This window comes from Paractinoplanes hotanensis (assembly GCF_023717965.1).
Classification (GTDB): Bacteria; Actinomycetota; Actinomycetes; order Mycobacteriales; family Micromonosporaceae; genus Actinoplanes; species Actinoplanes polyasparticus.
In genome coordinates this window covers 50,871-66,367 of the sequence record NZ_JAMQOL010000022.1, presented here as the reverse complement: position 1 = coordinate 66,367, position 15,497 = coordinate 50,871, and the positions used below count along the sequence as shown (strand labels likewise).

15 protein-coding genes are annotated in these 15,497 nt (G+C 71.6%); 9 read left to right on the top strand and 6 right to left on the bottom strand.

Annotated elements, in window-relative coordinates; translation table 11 throughout:
- The first annotated feature begins 181 nt into the window (after window positions 1–181).
- On the top strand, window positions 182–808 hold the full coding sequence (locus LXN57_RS17780; protein ID WP_251799278.1) for a futalosine hydrolase: 627 nt from the start codon (window positions 182–184) through the stop codon (window positions 806–808).
- A 70-nt stretch (window positions 809–878) separates the two neighbouring features.
- Window positions 879–1,691 (top strand): 1,4-dihydroxy-6-naphtoate synthase, encoded by an 813-nt coding sequence (locus tag LXN57_RS17775; RefSeq protein ID WP_251799277.1) that lies wholly within the window; start codon window positions 879–881, stop codon window positions 1,689–1,691.
- Here the strand turns inward: LXN57_RS17775 and LXN57_RS17770 are convergent.
- The 3 genes from LXN57_RS17770 to LXN57_RS17760 form a co-directional block, all read right to left on the bottom strand.
- The gene (locus LXN57_RS17770) at window positions 1,688–2,074 is read right to left on the bottom strand and encodes a cold-shock protein (protein WP_221379738.1); all 387 of its coding nucleotides are present in this window, start codon (window positions 2,072–2,074) and stop codon (window positions 1,688–1,690) included. The genes LXN57_RS17775 and LXN57_RS17770 overlap by 4 nt on opposite strands.
- 124 nt (window positions 2,075–2,198) lie before the next feature.
- Entirely contained in the window at window positions 2,199–2,822 is a 624-nt protein-coding gene (locus LXN57_RS17765; protein ID WP_251799276.1) for an HAD family hydrolase, read from the bottom strand.
- A gap of 87 nt (window positions 2,823–2,909) precedes the next feature.
- Window positions 2,910–3,113, bottom strand: a complete 204-nt coding sequence (locus tag LXN57_RS17760; protein WP_251799275.1) for a hypothetical protein — start codon at window positions 3,111–3,113, stop codon at window positions 2,910–2,912.
- Between the two features lie 92 nt (window positions 3,114–3,205).
- Here LXN57_RS17760 and LXN57_RS17755 point away from each other — a divergent pair, with 92 nt between their 5' ends.
- The 7 genes from LXN57_RS17755 (at window position 3,206) to LXN57_RS17725 (ending at window position 13,832) form a co-directional block, all read left to right on the top strand.
- On the top strand, window positions 3,206–5,680 hold the full coding sequence (locus LXN57_RS17755) for a helicase-associated domain-containing protein (protein WP_251799274.1): 2,475 nt from the start codon (window positions 3,206–3,208) through the stop codon (window positions 5,678–5,680).
- Window positions 5,681–5,817: 137 nt separating this feature from the next.
- Window positions 5,818–7,479 (top strand): DNA repair helicase XPB, encoded by a 1,662-nt coding sequence (locus LXN57_RS17750; RefSeq protein WP_251799273.1) that lies wholly within the window; start codon window positions 5,818–5,820, stop codon window positions 7,477–7,479.
- A 27-nt stretch (window positions 7,480–7,506) separates the two neighbouring features.
- Window positions 7,507–8,700 (top strand): CapA family protein, encoded by a 1,194-nt coding sequence (locus LXN57_RS17745; protein ID WP_251799272.1) that lies wholly within the window; start codon window positions 7,507–7,509, stop codon window positions 8,698–8,700.
- A 168-nt stretch (window positions 8,701–8,868) separates the two neighbouring features.
- Window positions 8,869–11,040, top strand: a complete 2,172-nt coding sequence (locus LXN57_RS17740; protein WP_251799271.1) for a HAMP domain-containing protein — start codon at window positions 8,869–8,871, stop codon at window positions 11,038–11,040.
- Window positions 11,041–11,057: 17 nt separating this feature from the next.
- Entirely contained in the window at window positions 11,058–12,302 is a 1,245-nt protein-coding gene (pgsB, locus tag LXN57_RS17735) for a poly-gamma-glutamate synthase PgsB (protein ID WP_251799270.1), read from the top strand.
- A complete protein-coding gene (locus tag LXN57_RS17730; protein ID WP_251799269.1) occupies window positions 12,299–12,784 on the top strand; it encodes a poly-gamma-glutamate biosynthesis protein PgsC/CapC in 486 nt (161 codons plus the stop codon). The genes pgsB and LXN57_RS17730 overlap by 4 nt, the downstream gene beginning before the upstream one ends.
- A 16-nt stretch (window positions 12,785–12,800) precedes the next feature.
- Entirely contained in the window at window positions 12,801–13,832 is a 1,032-nt protein-coding gene (locus LXN57_RS17725; RefSeq protein ID WP_251799268.1) for an NlpC/P60 family protein, read from the top strand.
- A gap of 3 nt (window positions 13,833–13,835) precedes the next feature.
- Here LXN57_RS17725 and LXN57_RS17720 read toward each other — a convergent pair whose 3' ends face one another.
- From LXN57_RS17720 to LXN57_RS17710, 3 genes are read right to left on the bottom strand one after another with little or no spacing between them, the layout of a single operon-like run.
- Entirely contained in the window at window positions 13,836–14,714 is an 879-nt protein-coding gene (locus LXN57_RS17720) for a hypothetical protein (RefSeq protein ID WP_251799267.1), read from the bottom strand.
- A 22-nt stretch (window positions 14,715–14,736) separates the two neighbouring features.
- The gene (locus LXN57_RS17715) at window positions 14,737–15,147 is read right to left on the bottom strand and encodes an HAAS signaling domain-containing protein (RefSeq protein WP_251799266.1); all 411 of its coding nucleotides are present in this window, start codon (window positions 15,145–15,147) and stop codon (window positions 14,737–14,739) included.
- The gene (locus LXN57_RS17710; RefSeq protein WP_251799265.1) at window positions 15,144–15,488 is read right to left on the bottom strand and encodes a PadR family transcriptional regulator; all 345 of its coding nucleotides are present in this window, start codon (window positions 15,486–15,488) and stop codon (window positions 15,144–15,146) included. The genes LXN57_RS17715 and LXN57_RS17710 overlap by 4 nt, the downstream gene beginning before the upstream one ends.
- Window positions 15,489–15,497: the final 9 nt, after the last annotated feature.

The following is a 15,497-nucleotide window of genomic DNA, read 5'->3' as shown; positions in this document are numbered from 1 at the left end:
CAGTTATCCACAATTCCGGCTTGTCCACAGTCGGCGGCGCCGCGCACCGCAGTGATCCACGATTTCCGCCACAATCGTCGAGGTGGGGGCCCCCGAGGGAGGGCGGGCTCTGTGGTGGGCGAGCTGTGTGGTGGGCTTCGGAACAGACGATCAGCATGCCGAGAAGCGAGGACCCCGTCCGATGACTCTGCCCCTGCTCGTGGTCACGGCTGTGGCCGCTGAGGCGGAAGCTGTGCGCGCCGGCGCCGACCCCGACAACGTCGTGGTCGAGCCAGTCGGGGTCGGGCCCGCCGCAGCCGCCGCCGGCACCGCGCGCCTGTTGGCCACCGGCCGCTACCGCGCCGTCGTCTCAGCCGGGATCGCCGGCGGTTTCCCGGGCCGCGCCCCCGTCGGCTCGATCGTGCTGGGCGCCCGCAGCATCGCCGCCGACCTGGGCGCCGAGACGCCCGACGGCTTCCTCCCGGTCGACGAGCTCGGCTTCGGCACCAGCGTGCTGTCCTGCGACCCAGCCCTCCTGAAGGCCCTGACCGCCGAGCTGCCCGAGGCGATCGTCGGCGATGTCGTGACCCTCAGCACGGTCACCGGCACAAAACGGACCGCCGACCGCCTGGCCGAAAGTTATCCACAGGCTGTGGCCGAGGCCATGGAGGGTTACGGGGTCGCGGTTGCCGCCGCCGGTCTGCCCTTCGCCGAGCTGCGCGCCATCTCCAACCCGGTCGGACCGCGGGATCGGGCCGCCTGGCGCCTCCGGGAGGCCTTCGCCGCTTTATCCACAGCTTCGGGCCAGTTGTGGACAGCCTGTGGATAACCTCACCGTGTGGGATGAGCGACACCCGTCGTGGCAGGTGAGGGCCGCGAGACGCGTCTAGCGTGGACCCGTGGCGCTCTCACTCGCGGTCTCCCCGTGTCCCAATGACACGTTCGTCTTCCACGCTCTCGTGCACGGGCTCATCCCGGGCACGCCCGAGGTCAATCTGACCTTCGCCGACGTCGACGTGACCAACACGGCGGCCGAGCGGGGCGAGTTCGACCTGGTCAAGGTGAGTTACGCCGCGCTGCCCTGGCTGCTCGACGACTACGACCTGCTGCCCACCGGCGGCGCGCTGGGCCGCGGCTGCGGTCCGCTGGTGCTGGCCCGCGAGCCCGGCGTCGACCTCGCCGGCAAGACGGTGGCCGTGCCGGGCGACCGTACGACGGCCTATCTGCTGTTCCGCCTCTGGTCGGCCGACCGCGCGCCGGGCCGCATCGAGGTCGTCCCGTTCCACCAGATCATGCCCGGGGTGGCCGAGGGCCGGTTCGACGCCGGCCTGGTCATCCACGAGGCCCGCTTCACCTATCAGCGCTACGGGCTCACCGCGCTGGCCGACCTGGGCGAGTGGTGGGAATCCGACACCGGCCTGCCCATCCCGCTCGGCGCCATCCTGGCCCGCAAGGGCGCTGTCGACCCGGTCCAGGCCACCGAGTGGATCCGTAACTCGGTGAGCATGGCGTGGGCCAACCCCGACGCGAGCCGCGAGTTCGTGCTGGCCAACGCGCAAGAGATGGAGCCCGAGGTCGTCCAGCAGCACATCGACCTCTACGTCAACGAGTTCACCCTGGAATTGGGCCCAGACGGACTCGCCGCCGCCGACGCCCTGTTACAGCGTGCAGCGGCGGCGGGATTGACGCCGTCGGTGAAGCCCTTTATCTAGACTTCGAACTCTTTCGCGACCGCGTGGACGAGCTGCGCGATCTTCTGGGCGACCCGCTTGTCGGGGTAGCGGCCGCGGCTCAAGCCGGGCTGCACCTGCGACTCGAGCAACTTGATCATGTCTTCGACCATGCTGTGCAGCTCTTCGGCGGGCCGGCGCCGCAGCTCGGACAGCGACGGCGGCGCGTCGATGAGTTTCACGCCCATCGCCTGCGCGCCCTTGCGGCTGTCGACCACGCCGAACTCGATGCGCTGACCTGTCTTCAGCTCGGCCACCCCGGCCGGCAGCGCGCCCTTGGGCAGGAACACGTCGCCGCCCTCATCGCTGGTGACGAACCCGAATCCCTTCGCCGCGTCGTACCACTTCACTCGACCCGTGGGCACCGCTGACCTCAACTTCACTGGTGAGAATTGTTCAGGGCGGTGGGAGGCGCCGACCTACGGCAGTCCGCCGGTCAAGGCAGGCCCCGAACAACCCTCGAATGGAAACCGCTTACCGCAAGGCTACTTAAGCCGTGGGTCCGGACCCAACTGCAATCTCGCGCAGCAGACCCGGCACACCGGTGAGATCTTTCAACACGTACGCGGCCCCGGCGGCCCGGAGTTCGTCCGGCGGGCACGGCCCGGTGGCGACGCCGACGCCCGGCACCCCGGCCGTGCGCGCGGCCACCATGTCGGCCACATGATCCCCGACGTACCAGCCGACGCCGTGCTCGGTGATCGCCGCCGCCTTGCCCTCGGCGAAGAGGTCACCGGCCACCTCGTCGGCGACGATGCCCAGGTGGTCGAGGTGCAGCCGGGCGAGCCGGCCCAGCTTCGATGTGACGACCACAACACGGAGTTCCAGCTCACGCACGGCCGCGAGCGCCTCGGCGGCGCCGGGCATCGGCACGGTCGGGGCGATCGCGTACCGGGCGTAGAGAGCCCGGTAGGTGGTCACCGTCTGCTCGATCTGCTCGGCCGGAAACCAGTGGCGGAGCTCGGTGCGCAGCGGCGGCCCCAGGCGGCTGACCGCGAGGTCGGCGTCCACGAAGACGCCGGTCTCGGCGGTCAGCGCCTGGTAGGCGGCGCGAATGCCCGGCCGGGAGTCGATCAGGGTCATGTCCAGGTCGAACCCGACCGCTTGCGTCATGACCGACTGCACCGAGCGGCACCCCGCCGCGCCTCAGCACGGCCTCGCAGGCGAGGGCCCGGAGGGCATGACATTTGCCGGCTCAGTTCACGCGGGGGTCGACGGGATGTAGTGCAACTGCTCGACCGGGAGCGGGAAGGTCTGGTCGTCACCGAAGGGCGACGGCGCCGCGGCCCGGTCGGACACGATCTCGGACACGTTGAAGTGGTCTTCGGGCCCGCGCGGCTGCGTCTGGCGGTCGGCGGCGCCGCCCTTGACGGCGGTACCCGGCAGATTGTTCTTCGCGGCCACGGATGTCCCCTTCAATGTCCCGGTTCAAGATCTTGGCGCCGGCCGGAGCCGGGCACTCCAATATCGTCCCACGGTCGCTAGCGTTGAACACGATGGCCACCACATTCGCCGATCACCTGCGGTCGCTCACTGACGAGGCGCTGAGCGCGCTCATACAGTTGCGCCCCGACCTGGTCGTCCCCGTACCCGCCGACATCTCCGCGCTCGCCGTGCGCGCGCAGTCCCGCGGCTCGGTCGCCCGCTGCCTGGACGGCCTCGACGAGTTCACCCTCGCCGTCCTCGACGCGGCCCGGCTCAGCCGCGCCCCCGAAACGGCCCTGACCTCGGTCGGCGCGATCCTGGAGCTCGCCTGCGACGTCGAGCCGGAGGACGTCCGCGTCGCCATCGACCGCCTTCGCGTCCGCTTCCTCATGTTCGGTGGCGACGATGCTCTGCACCTCGTGGGCGCGATCGACGAGGTCACCTCGCCCTATCCGGCCGGTCTCGGCCGGCCCGCCGACTTCCTCGACCCCCAGGCGGCGGCGCTCTGCGCCGACAAGGCCAAATTGCGCCGTACGGTCCTGGCCGCCCCGCCCGGCGCCCGCGCCGTGCTCGACCGGCTCACCGCCGGCCCACCGATCGGCGCGCTCGGCCGTGACTCCCATCCAACCGCCCCACCCGCCACCCAAAAAAGGACTAAAGGCACAGCCGGCGAGCCGGTGCGCTGGCTGGTCGACAACCACGTGCTGGTGCCGATCAGCGAGGCCGGCCGGGCCCCGCGCCCCGACGGTGAGCTGGTCGAACTGCCCCGCGAGGTGGGCCTGCTGCTGCGCCGCGACACCGGCCCGCTGGGCCCGCTGCGGCCGTTCCCGCCGATCCCCGAGGGCACGGTCCGCGACCCGAAGTCGATCGACTCGGCCGGCGCGGGCCAGGTGATGGAGGCCGTCCGCAGCACGGAAGCCCTCCTCGAGGCGCTGGCCGCCGAGCCGGCCCCGGTGCTGCGGGCCGGCGGCCTGGGCGTACGCGACCTCAAGCGCCTGGCCAAGGCGGCCGGCCTCGACGAGCCCGGCGCGGGCCTGCTACTCGAGGTGGCGTACGCGGCCGGGCTGCTCGGCGAGGCCGACGCGGCGGGCACGTCGCGGTCGGTGACCGTGAGCAGGGCCTCCGGGGTGGTCGACGAGATCTTCCTGCCCACCGGCGCCTACGACCTGTGGCGCGCGCTCAGCATCGCCCAGCGCTGGGTGTCGCTGGCCCGCGCGTGGCTCGCCATGACCCGGCAGCCCGGGCTCATCGGCCGGCGCGACGACCGCGACCGCCCGATCAACGCCCTGGCCCCCGACGCCGAACGCGCCGGCGCCCCGCAGGCCCGGCGCGAGGGTGTGCTCGTGCTGGCCGACCTCAAGCCGGGCACCGCGCCCCAGTTCGACGAGGTGCTCGGCCTGCTCGCGTGGCAGACGCCCCGCCGCTCGCGAGGCCGCGAGGCGGCGCACCGCGATGCCCTGACCAGCGCGGCGGCGCTCGGCGTGACCGCGCTCGGGGCCGTCACCTCGTACGGCCGGCTGCTCTTCGAAGATGCCGAGGACACTGACGGCGACCCGCTCGGCGTCCGTCCGGGCGCGGCCGAGCCGCCGGGCGACGTCGTGCGCACGCTCGACGCGCTGCTCCCGGCTCCGGTCGACCACGTGCTGGTGCAGGCCGACCTGTCCGTGGTGGTGCCCGGCCCGCCCGAACCGGAACTGGCGGCCGAGCTCGACGTGATCGCCGAGCCCGAGTCGGCCGGCGGCGCGAGCGTGTTCCGGGTCACCGCGGCCAGCATGCGGCGGGCCCTCGACGTCGGCTACACGGCGGCCGATCTGCATTCGCTGTTCCGCCGCCGGTCACGCACTCCGGTGCCGCAGACGCTGACCTACATGATCGACGACGCCGCCCGCAGACACGGCGGCCTGCGCGCCGGCTCCGCCGGGTCCTACCTGCGCAGCGACGACGAGGCGCTGCTGGCCGAGGTGATGGCCGACAAGCGGCTTGGCTCGCTGGGCCTGCGCCAGATCGCGCCGACCGTGCTGGTCAGCCCGTTGCAGGTGGCGCGGCTGCTGGGCGGCCTGCGCGAGGCGGGCTTCGCTCCGGTCGCCGAGGACGCGGGCGGCGCCGCGGTGCTGGCCCGGCCCAAGGTGCGCCGCGCGCCGACCCGTACGTCGGTGGTCTCCCGGCTGGCCGATCAGGCCGGCCCTCCACTGCTGGCCGGGCCGAGGCTGGCCGGGGTGGTCGAACAGATCCGGCGGGGGGACATCGCCACCCGCGCGGCCCGCCGGGCCCCGGTGAGCGTGCGCGCTGCCAACGGGCAGGGCGTGCCGGGGCTGACCTCGGTGCAGCAGCACGGCCAGGCGATGGCGGTGCTGCAGCAGGCCGTACGGGAGAAGGCTCGGGTCTGGGTGGGCTACGTCGACTCGCACGGGGCCACGTTGTCGCGCCTGGTGCGGCCGGTGTCGCTGAGCGCCGGTTACCTGCGGGCGGAGGACGAGCGTACGGAAACGCTGCACACCTTCGCGTTGCACCGGATCACGGCCGCGGTTCCCGACGAGGAGAACTGACGCGCGGGTCGCACACCCCCGTAGGGTGCGACCCGCCTCCCCCGCGCATCTCTATCAACGCGGTCGCGTGCCGGAAGGTTGCACCGGATCCGTGTCACACTGGAGGGTCGGTTTGAGCTCTTCGAAGGGTGTAACACGTGAGCGGCGGACCACTTATCGTCCAGTCCGACAAGACCCTCCTGCTGGAAGTCGACCATCCGGACGCGAAGGCGTGCCGGATGGCCATTGCCCCGTTCGCCGAGCTCGAACGGTCACCGGAGCACGTGCACACGTACCGGCTGACCCCCCTCGGCCTGTGGAACGCGCGCGCCGCCGGGCATGACGCCGAGAGCGTGGTCGACTCGCTGATCAAGTACTCGCGCTATCCGGTGCCGCACGCGCTGCTGGTCGACGTGGCCGAGACGATGGACCGCTACGGCCGGTTGCAGCTGGTCAACGACCCCTCGCACGGCCTGGTGCTGCGCGGCCTCGACAAGATCGTGCTGATCGAGGTGGCGAAGTCCAAGAAGCTGGCCGGCATGCTCGGCGCCAAGATCGACGACGAGACGATCGCGGTCCACCCGTCCGAGCGCGGCCGGCTCAAGCAGGCGCTGCTCAAGCTGGGCTGGCCGGCCGAAGACCTGGCGGGCTACGTCGACGGCGAGGCCCACGAGATCAACCTGGCCGAGGACGGCTGGACCCTGCGGTCGTACCAGCAGGAGGCGGTCGACGGCTTCTGGGCCGGCGGCTCGGGCGTGGTGGTGCTGCCCTGCGGCGCCGGCAAGACGCTGGTCGGCGCGGCTGCCATGGCCACGGCCAAGGCGACGACGCTGATCCTGGTCACCAACACGGTGGCCGGCCGCCAGTGGAAGCGGGAACTGATCGCGCGCACCTCGCTGACCGAGGAAGAGATCGGTGAGTACAGCGGCGAGCGCAAAGAGATCCGCGCCGTGACGATCGCCACGTACCAGGTGCTCACCTCGCGCCGCGGCGGCGCGTTCACCCACCTCGACCTGTTCGGCGCCCGCGACTGGGGCCTGGTCATCTACGACGAGGTCCACCTGCTGCCGGCGCCGATCTTCCGGTTCACGGCCGACCTGCAGGCCCGCCGGCGGCTCGGCCTGACTGCCACGCTGGTCCGCGAGGACGGCCGCGAGGGGGACGTGTTCTCGCTGATCGGCCCCAAGCGGTACGACGCCCCGTGGAAGGACATCGAGTCCCAGGGCTGGATCGCGCCCGCCGAGTGTGTCGAGGTGCGGGTCACGCTGACCGATGCCGAGCGGATGGCGTACGCGGTGACCGAGGCCGAGGAGCGCTACCGGGTGGCCGCCACCGCGCGCACCAAGCTGCCGGTCGTGCGCGCCCTGGTCGAGAAGCACCCCGACGAGCAGGTGCTGGTCATCGGGGCCTACATCGACCAGCTGCACCAGTTGGGCGAGTACCTCGACGCCCCGATCATCCAGGGCTCGACCACCAACAAGGAACGCGAGCGCCTGTTCGACGCGTTCCGCTCCGGCGAGCTGAAGACGCTGGTCCTGTCCAAGGTCGGCAACTTCTCGATCGACCTGCCCGAGGCGGCGGTGGCGATCCAGGTGTCGGGCACGTTCGGCTCCCGGCAAGAGGAGGCGCAGCGGCTCGGCCGGGTGCTGCGACCCAAGGGGGACGGGCGGCAGGCGCACTTCTACACGGTCGTCTCCCGGGACACGATCGACACCGAGTACGCCGCCCACCGCCAGCGTTTCCTGGCCGAGCAGGGCTACGCGTACACGATCGTCGACGCCGACGACATCCTGGGCCCGGCCTTGCCCCAGGTCGACTAGGGGCGCGGGTCGCCTATTCTGGCCGCCGTGTCCAGCACCGAGAGCAGCGGTAAGGCCGGCAAACTCCTCCGCGCGACGCTCGGCCTAGTGGTCGTGGCGGCGGCCACCGGGGTCGCGTCGCACGCGATGGGCCTGTGGCAGATCAACGACCCACAAGATCCACCAGCGCCGGTACGAGCGGTGGCCGAGCCCGTCGCGGTCAGCGGTCGCACGGTCACCGTCCTGGCCGGTGGCAGCATCCTGCCCACGCCCGAGCTCCGCGACCAGGCCCGGCGCGACGGCGGGGGCACCCGGCCCGACTTCGCGGCGGTGCTGGCCGGCGCCCGCCCCGCCGTCTCGGCGGCCGACCTGGCTCTGTGCCACCTGGATGCCCCGCTGCGTCGCGGCAACGGGATCTACCTGGGTGACCCCGAGCTGGCCCGGGCCATCGCCGACGCCGGCTTCGACGGCTGCTCGACGGCCGCCGCGCACGCCTTCGACCAGGGCACGGCGGGTCTGACGGCCACGCTGGACGCGCTCGAGAAGGCCAAGGTCGGCCACTCCGGCACCTACCGCAGCGAGGACCAGTCCGGGTCGCCCCGGCTCTACACGGCGGACGGCGTGAAGATCGCCCATCTCAGCTACACGCTCGGACTCAACGGGCAGAAGGTGCCGCCGGGCCGCGAGTGGGCCGTCGCCCGGCCCACGGTGGAGAAGATCAGGGACGACGCCCGGGAGGCCCGCGACGCCGGCGCCACCATCGTGGTGGTCAGCGTCGACTGGGGCTCGCTGGGCGAGAACGAGCCGGACGTCGATCAGCAGACCCTGGCCCGGTCGATCGCCACGATGCGCAATGTGGACATCGTGTTCGGTCACGGCGCCCACGTCGTGCAGCCGGTCGAGCGCATCGGCGACAAATGGATCATTTACGGCCTGGGCGACCTCGCCTCCCGCCATCCGCAGCCGGTGAACGGCAACCGCGAGGGCAGCATGATGCGCGTCATATTCGCGCCGGCCGGCGAGAAGGGCCGCTGGAAGGTCGCCGCCGTCGAGGCGTTGCCGACCTTCATCGACCTCAATCCACATATTCGGCTTATCGATCTCGAACAGGCGCTGGCCAGTCCGGCCCTGCCGGCCGGGCGGCGGGAAATCTACGAGGCCGCGGCGACCCGGATCCAGAGCCACCTGCTCAACCGGGGCGGGGGCGTGTCGACCTTCTACGTACGAGGGGTTGGCCGGTGAAAAGTCCGAAAGGCCCAGTAGCACAGGTGAATTGCTGTTGAACGAGTGCCACGCCGCGCTATCGGATTGTTATAGTCCCCGCTCGAACGCGGAGACCGGCGCAATTGCGGGGAGGCAAGCCGGCCCAACCCCCCGACGCGGATGCCCCCCGGATGGGACGCGCTCTAAGTGACGACGGTCGACACCCGCGTGGCGTCGCCGAGCGGGCCGGAGACTTCCGTCCTCTCGACCGATCAGCTCATCGCCTGGCGATGGCGCGCGCTGAGCCAGCAGCTGCCCGAGTCCGGGTTCCCGGCCGGGTCGCATGCGCCCGCCCTGGTCTACCTGTGGACCACGATGGTGATCGCGCTGGCGACCGTGCTGGGCTTCGCGGTCTCCGACCGCGAGGACGTCCCGGCCGCGGTCCGCGAGTCACAACAGGACCTGATGCGCAAGGTCGCCCACAGCCTCGCCCTGAGCGTGACCGCGGCCGACGACGCCTTCGACCAGACCGCCGCCGCCCTGCTGGCCGGGGCGCCGGTCGCGGCGGCCACGATCGCCGGGCTGACCGGCGAGGAGGCCTCCTGGGCGGGCGTCGCGGTCATCCAGCCCAGCACCCGCAAGGTGATCGCGGCCAGCGCCGAGCCGATTCCGCTCAACCTGATCCCGAACGGCCTGCTCCCCGTCGGCGACACCCCCGTGATGACCGTCGAGGGCCCGGCCGTGATCCGGGCCCAGATCCTCGGCGAGGATCGGATGCTGGTCGGCGTCCAGCGGCTGCTGATGCGCAGCCTGCGCCTGAACGCGGACGCCCAGCAGGGTCTCTACGTCCTCACCCCGAACGGCCAGAACTACCTGGTCCAGGGCGTCGACGCGATCCCGGCCGAGCACCGGGGCGAACTCCTCCGCGACCTGCCCGGGCTGGGCTCCAGCCGCAGCGAGACGATCCGCATCAAGGAGTGGAGCGGCCGTGCGCTGGTCGTGTCGGCGGCCCCGGTCGCCGAGACCGGCTTCGTGGTCGCCTCGGCCGTGGTGGCCGCCGTGACCGCGGGCCCGTCCCTGTTCACCGGGCTGGTGCTCGGCCTCGCCGTGACCCTGACCGCCATCGCCGCGTACGTCCTGATGCGGGCCTTCCTCGTGGCCCCGCTGCAACACCTGCTGTACCAGGCCAAGCTCGACGCCAGCGGTGCGCTGACCAGGACCCGGCGGATCCTGCGGACCCAGGAGGCGTACCGGGTGGCCCAGGCTCTCGCGGTCGCGTCGGGTCACCGCATCCACGGCCGGCGCTGGCGGCCGACCGTCCGGCAGGGGCTCACCCTGGCCGCGCTGGTTGCCGTCATCGGGCCCGCACTGGCGGTGACGGTCGCCGTGGTCACCCCGTCGGCGACGCTGCCAGTGCAGCTGAACCGCGACGAGGAGAGCCGGGTCGAGGCGATCAGCAACACTCTCGGCAACGCGCTCGACAGCGGCCTGCGCACGGTCGCCCGGCTGGCCCCGGCCCCGAGCCTCGGCCGGTCCCAACTCGACGAGGCGCTGGCGGCCAACCACCGGTTGCGCGGCGTCTATCTCGTCGAACCGGACGGGTCGGTCACCGCCTCGGCCGGACGCGAATCGCTGCGTTCCCGGCAGGCCCTGCCCGGACGCAGCGGGGTGCTGCTGGACCCGGAGGTTGACCGCCTGCCCGTCGTCTACGCCTACCAGGTGCGCACCGACGGCCGGGCCGTCGTCGCCGAGTACGACATCGACTACCTGCTGGGACTCGTGCGCAGCAGCGACGGCCGGGCGGTCGTGGCCGACCCCGGCCTGCGGACGATCCTCGATTCCGAGGGGTACCGCGCGTTCCAACCGCTGCGGGACACGACCATGCGGACCGTGGCCGCCACCGCGCTGCCGGGCGTGACGAACTCGCGCGCCCAGGACCTGGACGGCCGACCGGCACTGGTCGCCGGGGCCGCGATCACCCATCCGACGGCGGCCCACCTGGAATGGGTCGTGGTCACCGACCGCAAGGCGGACACCCTGCCTCTGCCCAGCCTCATCGAGCGCCGCTGGGCCCTGCTCATGGTGGCGGCCGTCGTGGCTGTCCTCGTCGTGGCCCTGATCTGGCAGTTCTTCATCTTCGTGCGCCCGCTGCGCCGCCTGGCCGACGCGGCCGACCGGATCGGGGCCGGCGACTTCGACGAGCCGATCATCCCGCAGCGGCACGACGACGTCGGCGCCATCGCCATGTGCCTGGAGATCTGTCGTCAGGTCCGGCACACCGGCTCGGCCCGCTTCGGCGGCGCCGTCCGGCTGCGGGGCTCCGCTGCCAACTTCACCGCCGTCCTGCCCCGGCCCCGCCGGGCCAAGCGCGAGTCCTGAGCGGGGAGCAACCGTCCATGCTGTACCTCTATGTGATCTTCACGCTGTGCTTCCTGGGCTTGCTCGGGGCGGGCGTGATCGAGCAACGCAACCACGAGCGGAACCTCGCCACCATCCCGCACAGGGTGCTGGTCAACGGCATCCGCGGGAAGAGTTCGATCACCCGGCTCTGCGCCGGCGCGCTGCGGGGCGGGCACCTGCAGGTCGTCGCGAAGACGACCGGGACCGCGGCCCGCTTCATCTTCCCGGATGCGACCGAGGAACCGGTGCACCGCAAGTTCGGCATCGCCAACGTCGTCGAGCAGATCGGCATCGTGCGGCGGGCCGCTGTCTACCACCCGGACGCCCTGGTCATCGAGTGCATGGCGGTCATGCCGGCCCTCCAGGAGATCAACCAGAGCAAGCTCATCAAGTCGGACATCGGGGTGCTCTGCAACGTCCGCGAGGACCACCTGGCCGAGATGGGCCCCACCCTCGACGACGTCGCCCGCTCGCTGAGCAAGTCGATGGCGGTCGGCGGGATCTGCGTCACCGCCGAGCGCGAGCGCCTGCCGATCCTGCGGGAGGAGGCGGACAAGCGCCGCTGCCGCCTGATCGCGGTGGACCCGGAGTCGGTGACCGACGAGGAGATGAGCCACTTCGGCTGGATCACCTTCAAGGAGAACGTGGCCATCGCGCTCGCCGTCGCCGAACTGCTCGGAGTCGACCGGGCCAGCGCGCTTCAAGGCATGTGGGACGCGCCGCCCGACCCGGGTGTGCTCTCGGTGTCGCGGGTGCGGCAGGGGTACAAGCGGGTCGCGTTCGCCAACGTCTTCGCGGCCAACGACCCGGAGTCCACCCTGATGAACATCCGCCAGCTGGAGAGCCAGCGGCTGATCGGCCGCCCGCTGGCCATGCTGATCAACTGCCGACCCGACCGGGTCGAGCGCAACGGGCAGATGGGCACGCTCACCGGCCAGGTCGAGCCGGACCGCATCATTCTGATCGGCGAGCCGACCCGCAGCGCCGCCTCGGCCGTCCCCGAACAGCTCCGCTCGCGGGTGGTCGACCTCGGTGGCCGGATGCCGCCGGAACGGCTGCTCGAAGAGGTGCTCGACGCCGTAACGGACCTGGCCTCGATCGTGGCCTGCGGCAACATCCACGGCCAGGGCGAGGTGCTACTGCACGAGCTCGGCGCCCTACCCGGGTGGACGGCCAGCGAGACCCACGATGCCCAGGCGGCCGCCGTCCCCCGCCCGCGACAGACAGGTGTACCCCGATGACCTTGGGCGGCGAGCTCAGCGCCCAGCTCTCGACCGCGTGCCTCGGCATCGGTCTGATCTTCGCGCTGCTCTGTTATCTGACGACGAATCTCTCCCCGGGCGGGATGATCACGCCGGGCTGGATCGCACTGGCCCTGATCGAGGACCCGCCCCAGGCCGCGGTCATGTTCGTCATGACCATCGTGACGTACGGGCTGACCCGGGTCATGCAGCGCTTCGTGATCCTCTACGGCAAGCGGCTCTTCGCCTCGATCGTCCTACTGAGCGTGTTCCTGCAGCTCACCCTGTTCGTCATCGTGCAGCGCGACCTGCCGCTGCTCTTCGCCCACCAGACCCTGGGCTTCGTCGCCCCCGGCCTGATCGCCTACCAGCTGGTGCGGCAGCCACCCCGGGCCACGATCCTCGCCACCACGATGGTGACGGGCCTGACGTACGGGATCGCCATCACCGGCATCGTCGCGGGCTTCGTCCCGGCGACCTGAATCCAGGAGCGACCGCATGAACCGCAACTCGGCTGGCATCGCCGCCGCCGGCGTGGCCCTGTTGATCGGCGTGGGCGTCGTCACGTTCGGTGGCTCCCGGCTGGCCACCGCGCAGCAACGCGAGATCAGCATCGGCGGCTCGGTTCAGGCCGCCCAGGCGCCGGCCCTCCAGCAGTACGTCGTCAAGCGCCGCCCCGCCCCCAACCGCACCGAGGTCCTCACCAAGCAGGGCCAGCTGGTGGCGGTCATGACCGACGGCACGCGCACCGCCCACCTCCAGGGTCCACGGCGGACCTTCGCCGAGGCGCGCTTCACCTCCGCGAAGATCATCACCACCGAGTACGTGCGGCTGGCGCCCAGGTCGTGGACCCCGGCCGCGGTCAACGAGCCGTGGTTCGCGACCTGGCTGACCAAGGCAGTGGCCGACCGGTCGCCCGACATCCTGGCCATCGCGTTCGAGTACACGTACGGAGCGGCGCCGAAGAAGGACAAGAACGGCCGGCAGTACTCGGGCGACGCGTCGTTCGGCCCGCTGTCGGACATCGACCCCGACGGCCGCGCCGAGAACTCGGACTTCTACGACTACCTCGGCAGTCGATGGGAGTTCGTCGACGGCAAGGACGAGAAGCCGTCGGCCACCCACATACTGAGCCTGGACTGCTCCGGCTTCCTGCGCATGGTCTACGGCTACCGCAGCGGCTACCCGCTGCTCGGCGGCAACGACAAGGGCCCGGGCCTGCCCCGGCGCGCCCTCGCCATGGCCGCCAACGGGCCCGGGGTGCAGCTCATGCCCAACACCGGCAAGCGCGCCACGGACATCGACCGGCTGATGCCCGGCGACATTCTGCTGTTCAACGCCGGACCGGTGCAGAACAAGCACATCGAGCACTCGGGCATGTATCTGGGCATCGACGACCAGGGGCACCGCCGGTTCATCTCGAGCCGCAGCCAGGCCAACGGCCCGACCATGGGTGACCTGCACGGCGAGTCCATCCTGGACGGCTCCGGCTACTGGGCCACGCGGTTGCGCACGGCCCGGCGCATCTGAGCCCTACGCCCAGGCGCGGACGATGGCGTCCCGTACGACGTCGCGGTCGGCCAGGTCGCGGCGGAGCCCCCAGCCGAGTTCGAGATGCACGAACGGGGTGTCGCCGGCCGCGGCGGCCTGCACGTTGGTGCGGCCCTCGAGTCCGACGCACCGGGACGCCCAGGCCCGGCAGACTTGCCGGTCGACCGCCTTGAGCTCGCGGGCGATCCGGACGGCGAGGTCGTTGTGCGGCGCCGAACCGGTGGACACCACCGCGTCGGCGCCGGGCAGGCTGCGGTCGGCGAACCCGTGCAACTGCACCTGGGGCAGGCCGCGCCGGGCCGACTCGACACTGAACACCTGGAACATCGACCGGTCGTTGTGCGCGACGTCGGCCGCTCCGCCCCCGGCCTGTCGGTGCGCCCCGGCCATCAGCAGCAGGCTGCCCGGGATCGCCCGGAAGAGGCTGAGCCCGAGCTTCTCGGTGTTCAGGTCGAACGCGGGATGCGGGACCTCGACGACCGACCCGACCGCCGTCGACGGGTCGACGAAGAGGCCGCCCCAGCCGGTCTGCGGGTCGGCCCAGTAGATCCGGACCGGCTTGCCGTCCTTGTTCACCGCGTGGGTCGTCCGGAAGCCGAGATCGCCCAGCAACTGCTCGGCCCGAGCCAGGTCGCCGCCGGTGATGGCCGTGAAGGCGTCCCGGGCGGTGTCGCGTTCGGACTGGTCCGGATCCCGGTAGGGGCCGTCGACCGAGAACGTTGCCACCTGCTGCGCGATCCACCGGTGGAGGTCGACCGGTTCGTCCACGCCCGCCCCTCCGGCCGTCCGGGTGCAGGCCAGGGTGAGCGCGGCAAGCACAGCTGTCAGCAGGACGGCGCCCGTTCGCAGAGACGTCGTCACGCCAGCAGCGTACCCACCGGGGTCATGACGCCTCGGGCGCCGGTGGTGCGGTCGCGGCTGGTTGTGCCGGGCCCTCGACGCTGCTGTCGCCGCTGGCCAGGGCGAAGAAGGCGCAGAAGCCCAGCACGAGCACGACGGCGGCGGCGATCCCGAGGATCAGCCACAGCTTGCCGCGACCGGGCGCGACCGGCGGGGTGAACCGGGTGCCGGCCTCCTCGTGGGCGGCCGCGGCCACCACCTCGGGGCTGCCCAACCGTTCCAGCACCTCGATGATCTCGCCCTCGCTGCTGAGGTTGCGCTCGGCCTGCTCGGCAGCGATGTGCGCGGCCAGGTCGTTCAGCAGTTCCCGCCGCTGCAGGACGGGGATGCCGGCCAGGCGCTGATCAACCTCGCGGAGGTATTCGGCGACGACATCGTTCTCTCGGGTCTTCATGCGGCCTCACCGGTCCCCACAAGTCGGTCGACGGTCTGTCGGAACTGCACCCATTCGGTGCGGAAGTGGTCGAGCGCGGAGCGCCCGCCCGGGGTCAGGCCGTAGTAGCGCCGCGGGGGGCCGCTCGGCGACTCGACCCATTTGCTCTCCAGCCAACCTGACCGGCGCAAGCGGGAGAGCAGTGGATAGATCGTGCCTTCGCCGGCGGCCAGCCCGGGCTCCTCGCCCAGTCGTCGCACGAGTTCGTTGCCGTACCTGTCCTCGGTCTCGACCATGGCCAGGACGCAGAACTCGAGCGTGCCGCGGCGCAGACTCGTCGCCAATTGCGAAGCATCTGCCATGCGCGACAC